23 protein-coding genes are annotated in these 19,419 nt (G+C 39.1%); 2 read left to right on the top strand and 21 right to left on the bottom strand.

All coding sequences use genetic code 11. From position 1 onward, the window contains the following. Positions 1–4 precede the first annotated feature (4 nt). From MHB64_RS14050 to MHB64_RS14015, 8 genes are all read right to left on the bottom strand, one after another. On the bottom strand, positions 5–1,585 hold the full coding sequence (locus tag MHB64_RS14050) for a response regulator transcription factor (protein ID WP_280786061.1): 1,581 nt from the start codon (positions 1,583–1,585) through the stop codon (positions 5–7). A gap of 167 nt (positions 1,586–1,752) precedes the next feature. Continuing rightward, positions 1,753–3,438: an extracellular solute-binding protein gene (locus tag MHB64_RS14045; protein WP_094869893.1), complete on the bottom strand. Its 1,686-nt coding sequence runs from the start codon at positions 3,436–3,438 to the stop codon at positions 1,753–1,755. Positions 3,439–3,510: 72 nt separating this feature from the next. Continuing rightward, on the bottom strand, positions 3,511–4,407 hold the full coding sequence (locus tag MHB64_RS14040; protein WP_042127373.1) for a carbohydrate ABC transporter permease: 897 nt from the start codon (positions 4,405–4,407) through the stop codon (positions 3,511–3,513). A 29-nt stretch (positions 4,408–4,436) separates the two neighbouring features. Next, the gene (locus MHB64_RS14035; RefSeq protein ID WP_094869814.1) at positions 4,437–5,405 is read right to left on the bottom strand and encodes an ABC transporter permease; all 969 of its coding nucleotides are present in this window, start codon (positions 5,403–5,405) and stop codon (positions 4,437–4,439) included. Positions 5,406–5,668: 263 nt separating this feature from the next. After that, complete coding sequence (locus tag MHB64_RS14030) at positions 5,669–6,889, bottom strand: FAD-dependent oxidoreductase (RefSeq protein ID WP_341134644.1); 1,221 nt, start codon at positions 6,887–6,889, stop codon at positions 5,669–5,671. 83 nt (positions 6,890–6,972) lie between these two features. Further along, positions 6,973–7,533 carry a YeeE/YedE thiosulfate transporter family protein gene (locus MHB64_RS14025; RefSeq protein WP_341134643.1) on the bottom strand — a complete coding sequence of 187 codons (561 nt, stop codon included), beginning with the start codon at positions 7,531–7,533 and terminating at the stop codon, positions 6,973–6,975. A 22-nt stretch (positions 7,534–7,555) separates the two neighbouring features. After that, positions 7,556–7,783, bottom strand: a complete 228-nt coding sequence (locus MHB64_RS14020) for a sulfurtransferase TusA family protein (RefSeq protein ID WP_094869812.1) — start codon at positions 7,781–7,783, stop codon at positions 7,556–7,558. A 65-nt stretch (positions 7,784–7,848) separates the two neighbouring features. Further along, entirely contained in the window at positions 7,849–8,538 is a 690-nt protein-coding gene (locus MHB64_RS14015; protein ID WP_042187846.1) for a YeeE/YedE thiosulfate transporter family protein, read from the bottom strand. A gap of 174 nt (positions 8,539–8,712) precedes the next feature. Here MHB64_RS14015 and MHB64_RS14010 point away from each other — a divergent pair, with 174 nt between their 5' ends. Continuing rightward, a complete protein-coding gene (locus MHB64_RS14010) occupies positions 8,713–9,597 on the top strand; it encodes a LysR family transcriptional regulator (protein ID WP_094869811.1) in 885 nt (294 codons plus the stop codon). 2 nt (positions 9,598–9,599) lie between these two features. On the opposite strand, the gene MHB64_RS14005 is transcribed toward MHB64_RS14010, so the two are convergent. The 11 genes from MHB64_RS14005 to MHB64_RS13955 form a co-directional block, all read right to left on the bottom strand. Beyond that, positions 9,600–9,815, bottom strand: a complete 216-nt coding sequence (locus MHB64_RS14005) for a sulfurtransferase TusA family protein (RefSeq protein WP_094869810.1) — start codon at positions 9,813–9,815, stop codon at positions 9,600–9,602. 33 nt (positions 9,816–9,848) lie between these two features. Then, entirely contained in the window at positions 9,849–10,283 is a 435-nt protein-coding gene (locus MHB64_RS14000) for an NUDIX hydrolase (protein WP_256990382.1), read from the bottom strand. After that, entirely contained in the window at positions 10,274–11,167 is an 894-nt protein-coding gene (locus MHB64_RS13995; protein ID WP_341134642.1) for a PhzF family phenazine biosynthesis isomerase, read from the bottom strand. The genes MHB64_RS14000 and MHB64_RS13995 overlap by 10 nt, the downstream gene beginning before the upstream one ends. Positions 11,168–11,204: 37 nt before the next feature. Continuing rightward, positions 11,205–11,933 carry a DUF5071 domain-containing protein gene (locus tag MHB64_RS13990; RefSeq protein ID WP_341134641.1) on the bottom strand — a complete coding sequence of 243 codons (729 nt, stop codon included), beginning with the start codon at positions 11,931–11,933 and terminating at the stop codon, positions 11,205–11,207. Positions 11,934–12,098: 165 nt separating this feature from the next. Further along, positions 12,099–12,536 (bottom strand): LPXTG cell wall anchor domain-containing protein, encoded by a 438-nt coding sequence (locus tag MHB64_RS13985; RefSeq protein WP_179281573.1) that lies wholly within the window; start codon positions 12,534–12,536, stop codon positions 12,099–12,101. A 223-nt stretch (positions 12,537–12,759) separates the two neighbouring features. After that, positions 12,760–13,302, bottom strand: coding sequence for a ClbS/DfsB family four-helix bundle protein (locus MHB64_RS13980; RefSeq protein ID WP_341134640.1), 543 nt, complete (start codon positions 13,300–13,302; stop codon positions 12,760–12,762). 30 nt (positions 13,303–13,332) lie between these two features. Continuing rightward, positions 13,333–13,839 carry a DUF2569 domain-containing protein gene (locus MHB64_RS13975; protein WP_341134639.1) on the bottom strand — a complete coding sequence of 169 codons (507 nt, stop codon included), beginning with the start codon at positions 13,837–13,839 and terminating at the stop codon, positions 13,333–13,335. A gap of 46 nt (positions 13,840–13,885) precedes the next feature. Next, entirely contained in the window at positions 13,886–14,743 is an 858-nt protein-coding gene (locus MHB64_RS13970; RefSeq protein ID WP_094869805.1) for a S66 family peptidase, read from the bottom strand. Positions 14,744–14,763: 20 nt separating this feature from the next. After that, complete coding sequence (locus MHB64_RS13965; protein WP_094869804.1) at positions 14,764–15,399, bottom strand: pyridoxamine 5'-phosphate oxidase family protein; 636 nt, start codon at positions 15,397–15,399, stop codon at positions 14,764–14,766. Positions 15,400–15,410: 11 nt separating this feature from the next. After that, a complete protein-coding gene (locus MHB64_RS13960; protein WP_341134638.1) occupies positions 15,411–16,172 on the bottom strand; it encodes a class I SAM-dependent methyltransferase in 762 nt (253 codons plus the stop codon). Next, positions 16,169–17,125, bottom strand: a complete 957-nt coding sequence (locus MHB64_RS13955) for a phosphotransferase (protein WP_341134637.1) — start codon at positions 17,123–17,125, stop codon at positions 16,169–16,171. Before MHB64_RS13955 ends, MHB64_RS13960 begins: the two co-directional genes overlap by 4 nt. Before the next feature lie 177 nt (positions 17,126–17,302). Here MHB64_RS13955 and MHB64_RS13950 point away from each other — a divergent pair, with 177 nt between their 5' ends. Beyond that, positions 17,303–17,797 carry a hypothetical protein gene (locus tag MHB64_RS13950; RefSeq protein ID WP_094876051.1) on the top strand — a complete coding sequence of 165 codons (495 nt, stop codon included), beginning with the start codon at positions 17,303–17,305 and terminating at the stop codon, positions 17,795–17,797. Between the two features lie 372 nt (positions 17,798–18,169). Here MHB64_RS13950 and MHB64_RS13945 read toward each other — a convergent pair whose 3' ends face one another. Next, positions 18,170–18,643: a GNAT family N-acetyltransferase gene (locus MHB64_RS13945; protein ID WP_094874180.1), complete on the bottom strand. Its 474-nt coding sequence runs from the start codon at positions 18,641–18,643 to the stop codon at positions 18,170–18,172. Positions 18,644–18,667: 24 nt separating this feature from the next. Then, entirely contained in the window at positions 18,668–19,363 is a 696-nt protein-coding gene (locus MHB64_RS13940; protein ID WP_341134636.1) for an HAD family hydrolase, read from the bottom strand. Between the last annotated feature and the right edge of the window lie 56 nt (positions 19,364–19,419).

Genomic DNA, 19,419 nt, shown 5'->3' with positions numbered 1-19,419 from the left:
CCCATCACTTGTCGCGCTTACGATACTCCATAGGTGTCATACCATAAGCCTCTTTGAACTGTCTGCTGAAATAAGGGAGATAACGATAGCCTACCTTGCTAGCGATTTCATAGATTTTGCATGTCGGATCTTTTAAAAGCTTGCCTGCTTGATCCATTCGAAGCTGTGTAAGTACTTCGCTGAACGTTTTCCCAGTTTCCTCTTTGAATAGGTAACCCAAATAGTTAGGGGAGAAAGAGAACTGCTGCGCAATATCTTTAAGCGTAAAGTTATCGCTCATTCTGTCCTGCATCGTTTGGATGATTTCTCTAATCAATTTATGGTTCACTGAATCTGATTTACTACGCAGGTACTCTGAGATCTCAAACGTTTTGAGTACGAGCCATGAGCGAATATCGCTGATCGTATCGAATTGGTGTAAAACATCTAAACTATGTATCTCCATACCTAAAATTTCAAATAAATCCTCACTAACATCCTTTAACTGCTGATCCAGCTTCCAAATGATATACATTGCCAGATTATGAATCGTGAATTTGGATCTTAAACTACTTACAGAGCGGAATAACTTGTCTATCTCATCATAAATAAGAACTAACTCATACTCTTTCACCGCTTTAAACAGCGTATCCATACGGGTATCTAACATACGGGCATCGATCATCCCCGGTTCGCTGCTAACGGTTTCATACATAATTAGATTGCCCTTGCCAATAAACATTTTCCCATCCACAGCTTCCATAGCTTGTCGATAGGAGATATGAATCTGTTCCATAGAAAATGTTGGTTTGCCTACACCTACAGTCATTGTGACTGGAAACTTCGCTCGAATCGAGGCATAAATATCCGCTGTAAACTTTTCCATTTCCTGCTCGTTAATCAATAATGCAATCCGATAGGCCGATACCTTGTAACAATGTGGCATTCCGTGCTTCTGACCTATTCTATTCACTTCATAAAGGAAGTCCTTGGCCATTTGATGTTTAGATAGATTATCCTGTCCTTGAAGCCAGTTGAAGTAGTCAAGCTCCAAGACAGCTACACGAACAGGCCAATTCAGCTTATCCAAACCGTATGACTTCACAAGCGACAACATTCCGGCCTGGCTACCCTCTTCCCATTCTCCTTCGAATAAGCGGATTAACAAATCATTTTTGGCCATTGGAATCATATGCTGATAGGCTTCTTCAACATCACGGCGCTTACGTTCATCGTCTAAATCCTGCCTTACTTTCTGAAGTGCAGCAATGAGTTCACTATCATCCATGGGCTTAAGGACGTAACTATACGCCTTTAGTGACAAAGCTTGCTTAACATAACTAAAATCTTGGTAACCGCTTACAAATATCACGCGTATATCCTTTTTTTTCTCTATGGCAATTCGGGCCAGCTCAAGACCCGACATATTCGGCATATTCACATCACTTACGATAATATCAATCACATGCTGATCTAAAATATCGCACGCGGTAAACGCATTATTTGCAGCCTCCACAACTTCCATACCAAGCTCATTCCAAGGAATAAATTGTCTCATACCTTCTAGATCCAACATCTCATCGTCTACTAATAATACGTTGTACATCAACAAGTCCCCCTTTGAAATGCATTAATCAATCCTGTAAATTCTACCATTACTCTTTCCCAGTATACCATCCATAAATTTGTCTAACAGTCTATAAACAATGAGTCATCAGAATACAACGTAAAAACGAAGGCTTGCCTATTAGCAAACCTTCGCATTACTAATTATTATTTTCCTAAAGCTTTCTTGTTTTCTGTCCATACTTTTGTAACATAATCAAGGAATTTCTCATAGCCAACCTTCATGGAATCATCATGAGCTTTGTCAAGAATGGCTAATGCTTCTGCATCGGTCTTCGCATACATTGATTTCGCTCTAGCAGTTAGCCAGATATCTCTTACGCTTTGTCTGATAATGCCTTCTTCACTGTCTGGAGCCGGATCCCAGTTTAGGAACTCTGTAAAGTCGCCTTGTGAAGCCCACGTTACTTCCATCTGCCAGCGGTTACTAAAGTCGATCTTGTCAGCTGGAAGGGTTTGCAGCATCATTTTCTTCGTATTATCCAAGAAAACCGTGTTTCCTACCCAAACCAAGTCACCAGCCTTGCCACTGATTTCAGATAATGCTTCTGGCTCATTCAGATATTTTTCTTTATTGAATTTAGGAGTAAGTCCATCTGCTTCAAATCCATCCCAGTAAGCGTCTGGTCCGGGAGGGCCCCAGTTAAGCACCATAGAACCTTCTGCACCTGTCATCCAATCAAGCATTGCGAATACAGCTTCTGGATTTTTAGCGTTTTTAGTGATTGTAGCAACGTTCCAGCCTAACTGATTGTACGTTCCCGGAGTGATTTTACTTTGATCCAAGCCCGGTTTGTAGATTGGTTTAATAAACATATAACCCTCTTCCGGATTTTTCTTCTTCATCTCTTCATCAGCAGTAGCGAGCAATTTCATCGGATCGAATGTCGCAATCACAGCGAACTTGCCATTCATCGCTTTCTCTCTAATTTGGTCTTCTGTTTGGGTGTTCGCATCCTGTGTCATAAGCTTCTCACGCATTAATTTAGCACCAAAGACAACGGACTCACGGAACCCTTCATCTTTGTAAATGGAAGCCATTTTGTCGCCATCAGGTACAGCGTATATTCTAGTATACGAAAGGTTATTCTCTTTAAAAGAGGAGAACAACTGATCAATACCGTTACCATCTTTAGCTAAGCCAGTCTCAAACGGAATAACATCTGGGAACTTCGCTTTAACAGCATTTAAGTAAGCATACAAATCATCCGTAGTCTCTAGCTTTGGAGAACCAAGTTCTTTGTATATTTTCTTATTGATCGCATAACCGGCATTGCCGTTTGGCTGTGTTGTATAGTAATTCGGCAGCTGATAGATTTTCCCATCAGGAGAACGAAGCAATTCCAAATGTCCAGCTGTTAAGTACTTTTTAAAGTTTGGATATTTATCAATGTATTCATCCAAAGGAACTAGCATATCTGCTTGACGAAGACGCTCTACGTCAGCACCTTTCTCCGTCCACACAATATCCGGTAGCTCGTTACCAACAATCATCGTTTGCAGCTTTTGAGCATTATTACCACCAGAACTAATTCCAGTGACATTGATTTTCAAATTATCTAAAATCCATTTAGAAGCAGCATCTTTGCCCCATTTCGGCATTTGATACCAGCCGTAGTTTCCGTAGAATGATACTTCAAGCGGTTCTTTCCCTAACTCATACAAATCAGCCGCTGGAGCTTCAGTCGCTGTGTTAACCGCTGTTCCTCCTTCTTTCGCTGGTTCAGCAGTTGCAGCTGGAGCACTTGAATTGTTGCCACTACACCCCGCCACCACTGTCGACAATAGCAAGGTAGACAACGTTCCGAGAAGCATCTTTCTCTTAGTCTTCAATGTATTTTCCCCTTTCAATTTGTAATCTATGTTCAAAGCAATACGCTCTAAACCCCATCTCATTCTATCATCCTACTCTTTCAATGATCCGACTAAGACCCCTTTAACGAAGAATCTTTGCAGGAACGGGTATACACATACAATCGGAATGGTTGCAACCATGATCGTAGCCATCGTTAATGACTTCGACGTTATTTTCTTGGCTGAGTTAATATGAGCAATGGAACTTGCATCTACATTAGACAGCTGTTCAGAAGCAATATTAGAGAACAATATCTGTCTCAAGATGGTCTGAATCGGCATTAACTCTTCTTTCGTAATGTAAATACTCGCTACGAACCACTCATTCCAGTGATTGACTGCTGTGAACAATGATAATGTTGCGATGACAGGCCCTGACAAGGGAAGTACGATTCGGAGAAAAGTTCCCCAGTATCCGCAGCCATCAATCTTTGCTGACTCCTCTAAACCTTGCGGAAGACCTTGGAAGAAGGTCCGGAATATGATCATATTCCATACGCTGACAAGTGCAGGAATAATAAACACCCAAAATGAGTTGAAGAGGCCTAAACTTCTGATAAGCATGTATGACGGAATGAGTCCCCCACCGAAATACATTGTAATGATACACATAATCATGTAGTATTTGCGACCCATTAGTTCGCGCTTCGACATCCCATAAGCAAATATCGAAGTAGCCAATATGGCTGTTACTGTACCAATTACCGTCCGCAATGTTGCAATGACGAATCCACCCATTAAACGAGAATCTTCAAATACGATCTTATAATTCTCAAGCGTGAACTCACGGACCCAGAAAGTGATTCCGCCTTTGGAAGTATCCATCCCCTCATTAAAAGAAATCACAAGTGAATTCCAAAATGGATAAAACGCGGAGAAAGCCAGTAAGGTCAAGAATACATATATGAATCCAATAAACAATCGGTCTCCTATGTTAGTACGTTTCATAATTCAGTCCCCCTATATTGAGTAATTCATTACCACAAGCTGTTTCCTGCTCTTCTGGCAATGAAATTTGCAAAGGTAAGTAATGTCACACTGATAACGGCCTTGAATAATCCGATAGCAGTCGCATAGGAGTACCTGAAGTTATCTATACCGACACGTACAACATATACATCAACTGAATCTGATACCTCTCGTAGAGCCGGATTGGAAGCAAGGATCAAAATATCTTCAAATCCTGCATTCACCAGATTACCGATAGCCAGAATCATAAAGATGATCACAACTGGCATAATGGAAGGCAACGTTATCAAATATATCTGTTTAAAACGACTCGCACCATCCATCGAAGCAGCTTCGTATAAGTGCGGATCAATACCAGCAATGGCAGCTAAGTAAACGATTGAGGCAAATCCAATTTCCTTCCATACATTGGTTGTAACTAAAATTCCCCAGAAATATTCGGTCATAGAAAGGAAATTAATCGGTTCATCAATAAATCTCAATTTCTCAAGCAGCATATTTATACTGCCATTATCTACGGATAGCATCGAAGTAACCATCGAGCCGATAACCACCCAAGATAAGAAGTGAGGCAAGTATGTAACGGTCTGAATTACTCGTTTAAAAAACATCTTACGAACTTCATTCAGCATTAACGCCAGAATGATTGGTGCGGGAAATCCAAAACAAAACTTCAGTAAACTAATGATGATTGTATTTTTCATAACTACTTCAAATTCAGGTGCATTAAAGAAGTAAGTAAAGTGCTTTAATCCAACCCAATCACTGCTAATAAAGCTATTCCCTAACTTGTAATCCTGGAAAGCAATTAGAATACCGTACATGGGGATATAAGCAAAAATAAAAACTAATACGAGTGCTGGCAATACCATAAGCTGTAGATCTATTTGCTTAAAAAAGCGTCTTATCCCGCTGGTCTTATGCTTGCCGAGATCCGGTCTTGATGTCTTGTCTGGTGCGACGCTTGCGTTCGCCATATGTAAGTCCTCCTAAACCTAGATTCATATAAATAAAGCATCTTTCATGGCTTTCTCTCTTTTTGCAGCCTTGGCTCTCCTCTACTCTCCCTCCGTTGATTTGCTATCTTATGAATTAATCTTAATATCTAAGCGCTTTCAAAGGTATATGACAAAACAACTATTATTGATACTTTGACACTTTCTTGAAATAGCTCGTCCAATTTAATAAAAGCATAATTAATAAAAGCCCTATGCAGATATCTCTGCATAGGGCTCTTCCATCAATTCGTTAGAGCATTCAATATGTTATCACTTATTTTGTCTGTAAGTACCCTTTGGATCTTTCCATCATCCAGATAAACTATAGAAGGTACTGAATCTATTCCCAGCTTGGCAGCAAGTCCGGGTGATTTATATACGTCAACCTTTGTGACCCTGGTCTCAGTATGGGATTGTTCAAACGCTTCAATGCGCGGTAATAGCTCCCGACATGAAGGATCAGTTGCATTCCATAAATAGACAACGGATGGTTTTCCTTGATTTAGAATTTGATGCTCGTAAGTCTCACATTCAGAGATGTACTTCTCTGCACCATACCCTGCAATGGCACCATCACCGACAGCTGTAGCCACTTGCTTAAGGAACTTATCACACACATCCCCTGCTGCGAATACACCAGGTAGATTCGTTTCCATTTTTTCATTGACAAGTACATATCCATTTCGATTCAACTCGACTACACCTGAAAAAATTTCTGTGTTCGGTGTATAGCCAATAAATAAGAAACATGAATCGACCTTTATATTTTGCAAATCATTCGATTTTAGATTTTTTAAGACAACGGAACTCAAGCGCTCTTCGCCCTCGAAAGAACTTACTACCGTATTCCACATGAATTCCATTTTAGGGTTTTCTAGTGCCTGCGTTTTGGCAATTTCATTACAATCCATTTTGCCAAGATCATGAATGACAGAAACGATCACTTTATCTGCAAACTTAGTCAGAAACATCCCTTCCTCAATAGCTGCATCACCACTGCCAACGACCATAACTGTCTTCCCTGTATTTGCCGCAGCGTCACAGGTTGCACAGAAAGAAATCCCTTTATCATATAAGAACTTATCTTCATTAGCAGCTCCAGTAATTCTTGGCTTGCCACCACTAGCAATGATTATGACCTTGCACTCATAACGAACCCGAAAGGTCTCCACTACCTTAATATCTTCCGCTACCGAAACAGATTTTACATCTGTCATTTTAAAATCCACACCAAATTTCTTAGCTTGTTTATGAAATAATCCCATAAGGTCTGTACCGGTCGTACCTTCAGGAAAACCAGGATAATTTTCTATTTCATTAGTATAAGTGGCAAGACCACCTACCAGTGATTTTTCCAAGAGAAGAGTCTTTAATTTTGCTCGTCCACAATAGATTCCCGCTGTTAATCCAGCAGCCCCTCCACCGATAATAACGACATCATACTTTTCAGTCTTCTTTTCCATTTCTTTTGTCCCTCCTGTGAGTCTGTTCCTTAATAAAATAGGCTGACTCTCGTCAGCGCTATAAGCTCAGCCTATTTCACTTTTCACATAAAGAATTTGGCTAATAATTTACTGCCTATAAATGCACCTACCAGCAAGAACAATCCAAAAATCCAACCTGAAAGCGATAATGAAGCTATAGCCGTAAACAATGCACCAATATTACATCCATTAGCCAGTCTAGCTCCGTACCCCATAAGCAAACCACCAAGAACCGCTGCTACAACCTGCTTTTTGGACTTAATTTTCTTCAGCTTGAATTCGGAAGCAAACAAAGTTGCTGCTAAAGCACCTAATATAATCCCTACATTTCGAATGGAACCACCATCATTCAAAACTCCGGAAGATAATGTTTTTTGAGCTTTCTCAGTACTAAAGTACGCCCAGTTATCTACATTTCCTCCTACCAGGCGATACGCCCAAGCTCCCCAGTCTGCAAAAGCACTTGTTACTCCCCATCCTTTAGAGAAAACAGCCAGATGTGCTGTAGCGAACACAGCGAGAAGTACAGCTCCAGTTACATAAGTAAACGGTTCTTTGAGCAATTGCTTGTAAAAGCGGTTAGACGATATCTTCAACCAGAATTCATTCACCGTATCATTCACCGTCCTTTCCTACTCAGCGATCCTATTTTACCTTCTCAATAACAACTTCCCACTCGCCATCATCGACCTCTTCGATTTCCACATGATGTCCCTGTTTTCTCGCCCATTCTGGTACGTTTTTCATTGCGCAGCTATGATCAATAGCAACAACAAGAACGTCTCCAACATTTAGTTCAGTCATCTTCTTTTCTGTTCTCATTAACGGAACCGGACAAGCTTCTCCCATGCAATCAAGTGTAAATTCAGACATTTTAAAAACCACCTTTATATTTTTTTGAATTACTATTAGTGAAAATATTCACGTAATAACTTAAACTAATCTGCGCTTCCCATCTTTTTCTCTTGCCATTTAACTGCAGCGATGTACAACAGAAGAATTATCAGGAACTGAACAACCAGTGCTCCAAGCCAACCGAATACATCAGGCAAAAATACAGTTGGTGCATCCTTTATAACGTTAGCTCTCCACCACCCCATATCATGTGATCCCCAAAGTGAACCAATGACAAAGAATACAAGCGACAGCATCTGCATCGTGAACCCTTCACCTACACGCATCAATGTACCCGAAGCGCAACCACCTGCAATAACCATGCCAATTCCGAATAATACAGCGCCAATGATCAAAGCCAAGCTGATCTGACCCACATTATCCATCCCAGGAATCGGCTTACCTTCCAGAAACGCTGGGTACTTAATCGCTGTAAATCCGATGGTTGCAAGGGAAAAAGCAATCAGAACCGCTCTTGTAACTGATGTGCTGCCTGTAATACAGGGATCTCTTAGTGATGCAGTAAAGCAGAAACGTGATCTTTGCAAAATAACGCCAAACGAAATACCGAAAAGCAGGTAGACAACCATTTTATCGTGGGAATGGTCTAGGAAAAAACCAAACCCAATAATGAGAGCTGTGACCAGCAACGCGATGGGCAACTGACTCTTTTTAGGTTTTCTTGGAGCTCTGGTTCGGGTTGATCTCGTTTCGGGACTTACGGTTTGCCCCATAGTCTAACACCTCCATCGTTTTTATGTAATTGACTATGTGAAAATAGTAACACACTTATTTGAGCTGTAGTTATCGGCTTTCTTTATGCTGTATAAGTGTTACTAATGGCACAGATGGAGCGCAATCAAGTATGCTATAGTGTGCACTAACAGCGGACAACAGGAGGAATAAGTATGAATATGGAAACGCTTAAATTCTTTTTAGATATTGCAACGTTAAAGAGCATTTCTAAAGCCGCTCAGAAATCTCATATCACCCAATCCGCACTTAGTCAGCAGTTGAAATCCTGGGAGAGTACCTTAGGGTCTGAGCTTTTTGTGCGAAGCAACAAAGGGGCCAGCCTAACCGAAGCAGGAATTATTGTAGAGAAATATGCGGGGCAAATCATCAAATTGTATGATGATATGGTCACAGAGATCAATCATTTACAGCCAACACAACATGAGCTGTCTATTTATGCGATTCCAGAAGTCTGTAATTATGCCCTGCCATGTACCTTATATGAGGTAAAAAAACATTTTCCCAATTGCCATATTACTCTAAACGAAGGGGCATCGTCACTAGTAGAAGAACGTTTGCTTCTTGAAGAAGGTGATATCGGGTTTATTTCCGGTCCCTCTCCAAAATCAGAATTAAGCTCACATATGGTATTTTCTGATCAAGTTATGTTGGTGGCAAGCCATACGACCGTTTGTCCTGATAAAATCACACTGAATGAGCTCCCCAATTATCCTTTAATCTGGTCCTCACAGCTTCACTGTGTGCAAAGGGCTTTGAATACCGTGTCAGTGGGCGAGCTTAAATTAAATATACTATTTAATCTAGACTCTCTTGAGGCGGTAAAGCTTGCTGCCATTAGAGGGCATGGTCTCGCCTTTCTCCCTTATATGTCCATAAAAAAAGAGTTGTATAGTAAACAACTCAAGATCATTCCTATTGATCAGTTCCAGGTCAATAACGATGTCTACATGATAAAGAAACAAAATCAGCGCTGTGACAACGATACGAAACAATTAGTTCGATATATTGAAAAGACTTTAATAGATACTTTGTGTTGAGCTTAAGCCTCAATCGTAATTTCCCATACTCCATTAAACACTTCTTGAATGGAACAGTTTAAATTTGAACCACGACAGTAATCCGTGATAGAAACTTTCGCGCAGCTATGATCAGTGACTAGCATTACCTTTTCACCCTTCTGAATAGCTTTTTGATGTTTTTTTAACATGAGTACAGGTACTGGACAGATTTCACCCAGACAATCAATTTCTATCATGATGCTGCCTCCATTCCATAGATCATTAAACCTCTAGTAATGACCCAGCATAATCTTCTTCACAAAAGGGGTTAATGCAAGGCAGTTTAATTGTTTAATTTCTATCCACTCTGCCCCATCAGAGTCTAGTCCGTCCCCATCGGTCTTAAGCTCAAAGCTCACATCTAGCAAGGAAACATTATAAATGATGCCTATATGGTGTAACTCTTCTAACTGGGTATCATTGTATGGATAAACTAACGTATAGGAAATGGAATCATGAAGCAATCCTTTTAAACTTGTAATTCCGGTCTCTTCCCAAAACTCCCTCTTAAGGGTCTCATAAGGTTCCTCTCCAAACTCTATAGATCCACCTGGAAAGTCCCACTTTCCCGTATGAGGGCCTCTTGCTTTCTTAATTAGTAATACTTTATCGTTCTTCACTAAGACTCCATACACTCCAAGCTGAGTATATTTTATCATTTCCATAAATCCACCTCCCCCACAAACACCGCAGTTCCAGAAATAAAAACATCCATTCTATCAGAATCTAATCGATACACTTCTACATTTACTTTCCCATCTCTACCGATTTCTTGTCCTTGTTCTACATCAAATTGGATCGAGTCCATATGCGGATCAATATATTTCAAATAATAAGCCCCCATAACTCCCGATGCTGTACCTGTTACTGGATCCTCGACGGTTCCCGAAAAAGGCGATGAGAAATGTCTAGCGTGCATTAAAGCGTGCGGATCAAGCGTTTGGAGTGAAAATGGGTGTACAGATGCTTTTGGAAGCTGCGTTAAAATGTCTGGAAACAATGAATTTATCGGCTTCATTTTATTAAAGCTATCTATACTCTTAATTGGGACTAATAGAGTCCATGCGCCAGTACTGCCATAAACAATAGGTTTATCTTCTTCTAATTCATCCACATGTAATCCTAAGGCGTGCGCAAGCTTAACCCTATCACCGTCAAATTCAATAAACTCCGGTTGATCTTGCTTCATTTTTATTAGTAAGTGATTATTGTTGTCCATACTGAATTGGATGGGTAGCACACCCACATTTGTTTCGATCTTTACCGAGCTAGCCTCTCCAAGGATACCCTTTGTTTTCAAAGCAAATAAAGATGCCATTGTAGCATGTCCACAAAGATTGATCTCATGGCCAGGAGTATAATATTTAAGCCTTAAATCAGCTACATCTGATGAGATTACAAAAACTGTTTCGTTAAAACCGACTTTATGAGCTATTGATTGCATTTCACTTTCGCTTAAATGATCAGCTTCTAACACTACTCCCGCAGGATTCCCTTTGTTCGGATAAGGAGAAAAAGCATCATAATGAAGGACTTTGACATTGTTCACTGATCTGTCTCCTTTATGTAGATTGAATATAGACTGACTAAGTGAGAAACTCTGCTGTGAAAATCTCTATTTCGCTTAAAACTTCTTGGCGGTTAGATATCGCATTACATATATAAAAACGGTCTTTATTGTGCTCATGAAATTGTTTAATTACATTAGGCTGCTGATCGAAGAATTCTTTATGAAGAGCTTCACAATCAATTTCAGGATGAGTATCATGAAGTTCCTTGAGTTCAAATACAAGGGCGGCTTTTTTGCGCTGGATTATTTCACAGACCACATCTTTTGCGTATATACCGTGAGTTAATAAGATTCTTAATGCTGAAAGGTCATTGGCTTTTTCCTGTGAAATCTTAATTAATTCTGCTTGTATCTGTACGACTTGTATCGTATTCCAATGATTAATTAATACTTCAAAAATCCAGTACACCCATTCTTGATCTTCGCTGTGTTGATTTAGTACATCTTTAACATATGGAATCATCGGATCCCCTATTTCAAGTAAAAAATCAGCTATTTCCCCCGCGCCTGGCCAATTCCTATCTTGTATCCATTCAAGTAAACCCGGCAATATGCTTTTCACACGTGGATATCCTAAACGTATGACTGTTTCAGCCGCTCCATCCCAATATTCTTTTGAAATAGGCTGTAATAATAAATGAAGATCTTCATCCCTTATGTATTGTAACTTCTTCATTGCTTCTTCCTTTTCATCTTCGGGCGTGCCCCAGGATAACTTTTTGATTACATTAGATACATTTTCCATTACATCCACCTTCTCGTCATCATTTCGTCATCACTGCAAGCTTCATGGATAACCTAATTGGTAGCGCAGCATTTCCCATCTGGTTCAAATCCCCCACCATAAATAAATCTTTAACCGGTTAATAAAAGGCAAAAGACCCTGTCACCCAAAGGCATACGGATAACTCTAAACCATTGATTTCTTTCGTTTCATTATCCATATTATTAATAACACAATAATTAAAGACCCTAGTATAGAAATCCAGATCGTTTTACTTTCCAATTGACCATTGGCATATTGACCTTTATTAATGGCTTTGACAAATTCAGCTTCGTGGGTCTTAATGGCAATGATTTCTTTTGGATCAATATTCTTAATTGAATAATATGGTGTGCCCTTAGGGTAAGTATTTGAAAAGTTGCCGCTATACGTTCCTTCGTGGTCTGAATATCGTTTTACTTGCCCTATCTTCTTGTCAATTTCATTCGATGGGATGAGTTCGTCGTCTGATATTTCATAAATATCACCTGCGTAAACAACAAAAGAATAAGCCCAGTCCGCGTTCATAGAGCGCATTGGCATTAAAGCAACAATGGTTAAAATTACAATAACGAACTTCTTCATTACAACCTCCTCTATCTACGAGATTCAATTGATTCAATTGCTTTATAGAGTTCATTAATGCTCCACCTTTATTTAATCCTTCAATAAGTTCCGCTATGCCTGATTTTCCTACGACCCAAACCATCTAGCAACTTATAAATAGGCGATCTCATCAAAACATGGAGTTCTACGATAATGCCAAAAAGCCCCCTTCAGATTTCTCATTTTAGACGGAGGCTTGAGTTTAATCTTCATTCTTATTGGTGTTAGAGTGTGAAATAAGCTTTTTCCATTTACGAATCTTCGAACGAAAAGTCTTAAACGGTGCTACTGAATTAATATGAATCCATTTGACCATTGGCCATCTTGGATTGTTTCCTGTCCATTTCCGCACGCCTTGCGTAAAAAGTTCTTCATCACTTAAAGAATCAATCCAGTTCTGCCATTGTTGTTCTGTCTCTTTCAATAAAGATCTTAATTCGGCTAATGAGTTAATGGCATAGGTATGATAAAACGATTGATATAATCCGCCAAGTTGATTCCATTTATAGTCCGGTGAAGGCATAATGACAGTTAACCCTGCTTTTTCATCCCTATCCCATTTCATCACTAGGTTTAGCCATCCCAATTGATAAGCAAGAATTTCTGCAGGAGTACGATCGACGCCTTCCATACGAGTATCTTTTTGAGCATTTTCAATGCCCTCAAATTCAAGATCGAGAGATAGATAGGCAGTATGTATAGCATTTTTCAATGCCTCTTTAGATGGGTAGTCGTGTGTAGACATCATAACTCTCCTTTATGAACCAGCACTAAATCACTTTATAAAGGTATTTTTTACACGCTCTGATTTAATAAAATACGCAATCCAAATTGCACTCGTCATCACAGGTCTAATAATATTCCGGAGTGACTTTCCAGTTTCAAGTTCTCTTACAAGAGGAATTTGTATAAGAAGTACGTAATCAATGATTCCGACTAAGGGTACCAGCACATAAAAAATAATTAATAATCGAGGTAATATCGATTTCTTCCCATAGAAATTAATTAGTATGTATACACTGAAAATCAATATAGCTAGAGTAAATACTATTTCAAAAACAACGGTAGCTCCCCATAAAGGATGATAAAATTCTGATTCGTTTGATGTTAAAGCAGTCCAGACTTCAGTGTCAAACATCATAGAAGTATTCTGGAAAAACTGCATGATCTGAATGACAATCGTCCCATAAAGACCAATCTGAACAAGGATTAGCCATCCCCCAAGTCCTGACACTCCTAAAGGTTTGTAATCTTTTTTCTCTTCGATTATCTTTGTTTCCACGACAACGCTCCCTATTTTTACATCTAATGGATTATCAAAGGTTTCCTTATAAAGTTATATTCTCACCCACAACAATACACTTACTGTCACTACCATGCCCGATCTCGTTCGTCTTCACGATAGGAATCCAGCTGATCTCCTTCAAATACGTTTCAACGATTGAAAATTCATTATAGCTCTCAAGCTCAGTAAACGACCCAAGAATCACTCCAGCACATTTTTCAAAAGTTCTAACTTGCTGAAGCTGAGCAAATAAGGAGACGATTTTGTTAGCTCTACCACTTAAACTCTCTAAGAATAAAATCTTGTTCGAAGGGTCTGGAAAATAACTTGTTCCTGCCAGCTTCAAGAAACATCGAATATTCCCGCCAATTACAATCCCACTCATCTGGTTCCCACGGACCCAATGAAAGTCGAAATCGTAAAGATCGTTATGTCCTTCGAAAAATGTGCGATAAAAAGCAGCTTGCTGCTCCGCCCCATCAGAAGATACGAGATTCATCAACTGATAATGATAGGATCTTGAATTACTTTGCGTATATAATGCGTTTAAAATGACTGACAAATCACTCATTCCGTAAAAAGGCTTTGGATGTAATCGAATAATATTGTAGTCTATATACTCCAAGATCTGGTTCGCAGAATCCCCACCTGAAATATCAAAAATTGCATTGATTTCCTCATTTTTAAATAGACGATTCAGCTCCCATGCTCTTTCCTTAGGGCTCCCACTGAAATAACTATCTCTTCTAAACAAGGTGTTGGACATTACTACCTCTAGCCCAAACGAATTCATAATTCTAATTAATTCTTCTACTTTAGGCAGGTTCTCTACTCTCACACCATCAGAACAAGCGATAAGTCCCACTTTATTCCCACGAGTGAGCTTTAAAGCTATACTCATCTCAGTTCTTCCTCTCATTTCTAATATAACCGGTTCTCATAGCTATCCTTTAATGACTTGGATACATCATCTTGAGAGAGCCCCAGTTTTTTTGCATGCTCTGCTATGATTACCGAGGGTTTAGGCAGCATTTCTTTCAATGGCCAATACGTATTGTCCCATAGATGTGATCTCTTAAAAGCTTTAGCACAATGCATATAACATTCTTCCACTTCAACAGCAATGCCCAATCTTGGTAGTTTCCCTTGAGCCTCCATATGAACCAATATTTCAGGATCTTTAATAATCCTTGCATGCCCATTTATTCTTAAGGTCTCTTCCAGTCCGGGAATAATAAAAATCAAGCCTACTTTAGGGTTGGAGATGATGTTACGCAAAGAATCAAAACGCCGATTTCCAGGGCGCTCAGGAATTACTAAATGTTTGTCATTTAACACATATACAAAACCTGCAGCATCCCCACGTGGAGATACATCACAATAGCCAGAAGAATCACTTGTTGCTATAAAGAGTATTGGTGATTTGGAAATATAATCTCGGCAATGGTGATCGATGAAGGTTATACTCTTGTTATTTACCAATTCACTGGGATATCCATACATTGATCTTAATTCTTCTTCAGAGTCTATAACTTCTTTGAAAATATTATGGTGCATCTTTCTCCCTCCTACTTTCGCAGTTTAAAAACCAAAAAATCGCTGCAGCGAAAATCCTCCTCAAATGACGGATACTTCTCAATCATTTCAGCAGATGGCTTCGGCTCAATCATTTCTTCGATTTGAAAACCAGCCCGCACAATCGTATTTACATAACTGGATAACGTCCTATGAAAAATCAGAAACTTTTCCTCTTGATCTATAGGGAAGTTTTGATTATAAGTGCCCTCGAAGAAATAATTATCCACTTTCCAATACAGCTTTTCTCCGGTATCCGACTTCACCCATCCGCTGCCTGGGGTTACAAAGCAAGGGTGTAGAATTGAGAATATAAATGTCCCACCATCCACTAACAATCGGTTCATTTCATGAATCGCCATCTCATAATCGGATAAATCATGAAGCACCATATTGGAAACGATGAGATCAAAGCTCTTATTTTGGAGAAAGCTAAGCTCTTCACAATTGCCATGTCTAAAAGTAATCTTTAAGTCTTCCGGTGATTTACTCGTAGCCAGCTGAATCATGTTCTGCGAATAATCAACGCCAGTTACTGAAGCCCCTGCTTTAGCAATCATTCTGCTTAAATACCCTTCACCGCAACCTGCATCTAACACCTTCTTATTTTCAACTGAACCCATGAGCCTGAATAAGGTTGGATTCAAGAAAATTTCTCGATGGATATCCCCAGTTTCACCATACGAAGATGAGATCAGTTCTGCGTATTTATCCCATCTTTTTATAGCATCTGTACTGCTCAGTTCACTTTTCATTTGATCACCTCTAAATTTCTGAAATAATCCATTTTACTATCGATAAATCCATTGTCAAAGTCAGCTTGACCAATCAATTCACCTTCATCAAAACATAAAGCAAACAACCAAAGCTGTCTAAGCGCAACGAACATAGGAACAGCACTAATATCATTGTCACTGAGGTCTCTTAAACTTTTATATCCATTTAAAAATGCTGCCCATAACCGTTCTACTTCATCTTTATCATGGCCACTATGAATCTCTCTTGCCAATCTAAACTCGGCGATATCATAGGCTCTCCATCCGTAACCACAAATATCGAAATCATAATGTGTTAGCTTACCCTCGTCAGTGAAAGCCACATTCGTATTCCCATGCAAATCACCATGGCAGATACCCCAGTCTAAACCCGCTTCCAGATTCTTTTCCAACTCCGCTTTTAATCGCATTACTAGGTCATACAAGAATTGATAATCCTCTTGTCGATGTTTCATATATTGTTTGATCGTATGAAGAGGTTTCTCAATTAAATGTTCAAAATCAAGTGTGCCCCTCACATGTTCACTCTTAAAATTATCTGTAGCTTTGTGGATTTGTGCAACTGCCTGACCAAATAAGTAACTGTCTTCTACAGCATGAATAGGCTTTTCATTTCCTTCAGCATAACTAAACATAACGCCATACTTCACACCCTCAGGCACCAGAATTTCATTAATCATGATCCCATCTTTTCGAGGAATAGGAATGGAGACGTTTACACCTTTTTCTTGCAAATCGTTCAATAACTCTAATTCAAAATCAATATCCGATTTACTCCGTCTATCCGCTCGATAAACACGAAAGATGTATTTTTCCAATACCGTTTCTAAGATGTATGTATCGTTCATGCCTCTAAGAAAATACTGCAGCTGTACTGGTTCTGGAATCTCATAATGTTCTTTAATATGTAATAATAATCCGTCTGTTGCCAACAGTGAGTATGTAATAGGAAAAAAATTCAAGTGTATCCCATCCCTTTATGTATTTGATAGTAACACTAACACAATACCATATTTAGGTATTTGAATCATTTCCTTCTTGAATTTACGAAACCAATGTATGGTAATAGAAGTATAATAATACAGGATTAAATACATGGGGGTGCTCGAATGCGTAAATCACCGTTGATATTGAGTATAATTTTATTATCCCTAACGTTAATTATGGGCTGTAGCTCAGAAGTGGATGATGCCACTAAAGCCGCTGAGAAGTACAAAAATGTGGAATATACCGTTAAGGTTACTGAGGATTTATTTTCCGAAGAATCCATTCTAGCGCGAAATGAAGAAATGAAACCCTATTTTACGGAATACTATACTGAAAAAGCGATTGGGAGCCGAATCACAACTATCCCTTACAATATCGCTAATAAACAAAAGCTTTCTTTAAAACCAGATCACCTAAAGTTCACCCTTTCCGAACAAAAGAAAGATATTGTTGAGTTAAAATATACTTGTGATCTGGTTTTGTTGGATAAGGATGACAAAGAAAGTAAACGTGTCCCTTTAGAGGGAATACTGACTATGTTTGATGTGGATGGTCAATGGTTAGTGCAAGGAGATCGTTTTGACTCGGAGGCTTTAATGAAATTGATTTATGACTAAACCTTCTTATTTTGAAAAAAAGAGGGTGTCCCAAGGTTTCTTTTTTATGATTTTAGAAGATTTGTAGAAACTTTACCCGCTTAAATAGCGGAGAGAACGGACTGATTGTGGAAAAGCGTCAGCGGTCGCCTTGGTCTCCGGATTTTCACCGCTTAGGGGAATGAAAAAAATTTGGAGAGCACAGCGATTGGAACAACGATCCGTTCGCGAATATAGATATTACCCCGATTTTTAGGGAGGAATTCCCTGATTCCATTCATTTAGAGCAATTATCGGCTATTTTCAGGGAGGTTTTCCCTAATTACTCCAAAAAAAAAGAAGCTGCCCCATAAGTAGAGTAGCTTCACTACTTTTGAGACAGCCTCCTTTGAATTACATTAACTTTTTGCTCATCCGATAATTAACTAACAGAACCCCTCTTCGCTCTACACTTTGTTTCATCATAAGCTGGTATCCATGTCGTTCAAAAAAGGGCTTAGCTGTAATACTTGCTTCAGTATCCATTTCGTGAAGACCCAGTTCTCTCGCCTTCTGTTCAAGCTTGTGCAGGAGAGCAGAGGCTATGCCTTGGCTTTGGTAATCTTTATGGACATAAAGACGATCTAAGTGTCCTTCCACCGTCATATCCGAAAAACCAACGATACATTCGTTAATTTCAGCTACATAAGTAATGTTGTGACCTAATGAAGCACTCCAAGTCTTAAGCTTGTGTGCTCTTTCCTCATTAGGAGCCCAAGCGTCAAGCTGTTCCTGTGAATAGTGTCGTTTATTTACGGAATGAACCGTCGCATAGAACAATGAGATAAGCTGACTAATATCTGATTCTTGATAAACCCTAATTTCCACTATGAGTTCTCCTTGCTGTCATGGCTACAACCCCACTACATCTTTAAGCTCCAAAAGAGAACTAATCATATAGTTAGGCTTGAGGTCTTTAGGAATCTCTATATTTTGACGATTGTAATAGCAGAAGTCAATGTCAGAATTCACAGCACCATGGTAATCATCCTGTAAAGAATCACCAACGAACAGCACTTCATGATTGCTTAGCTGGAGATCTTTTAAAGACATTTCAAAAATCTGTTTATCAGGTTTTCGGATGCCCACTTCATCGGAGATCATAATGGATTTGAATATTTCATAGATCTTACCAGCTTGCAGTCTTTTTCTTTGTGCCTCACTGATCCCATTGGTGATGATTCCCAGCGCATATTTATCTTTAAAAGAGGTTAAGATCTGTTCCGCTCCTTCTTCAAAATAACAGGAATTGCAAAAATAATTCCAATAAGTATCTGACAGTTTACTGTGCAGTAGTTCTTCCTGTTTAAGCGTGTCTCTAAAAGAATATCTCAATACCTCTCCTATGGTCTTCACCTCACCACCACCCACAAAGTTCATCCAATGGCGAAAATTATGATCTGAGAACTCTCCATAAAATAAAGACCACGCATCAGTATCTTCTACAAAGAGATTATGATCGGTACAGGTTCTTTTCATTGCTTCAATTTCACAAGTACTATAATTTATTAAAGTATTATCTAGATCAAATATAATGGCTTTGTACATAATATCCTCCCCGAATAATGTTCTTATCTATCATAACATGAACATTAGCGTTTGGA

The organism is Paenibacillus sp. FSL K6-2859, assembly GCF_038008265.1.
GTDB lineage: Bacteria > Bacillota > Bacilli > Paenibacillales > Paenibacillaceae > Paenibacillus_AQ > Paenibacillus_AQ nitricinens.
The sequence above is the reverse complement of the archived record's forward strand: the minus strand, read 5'-3'. Positions and strand labels throughout refer to the sequence as shown.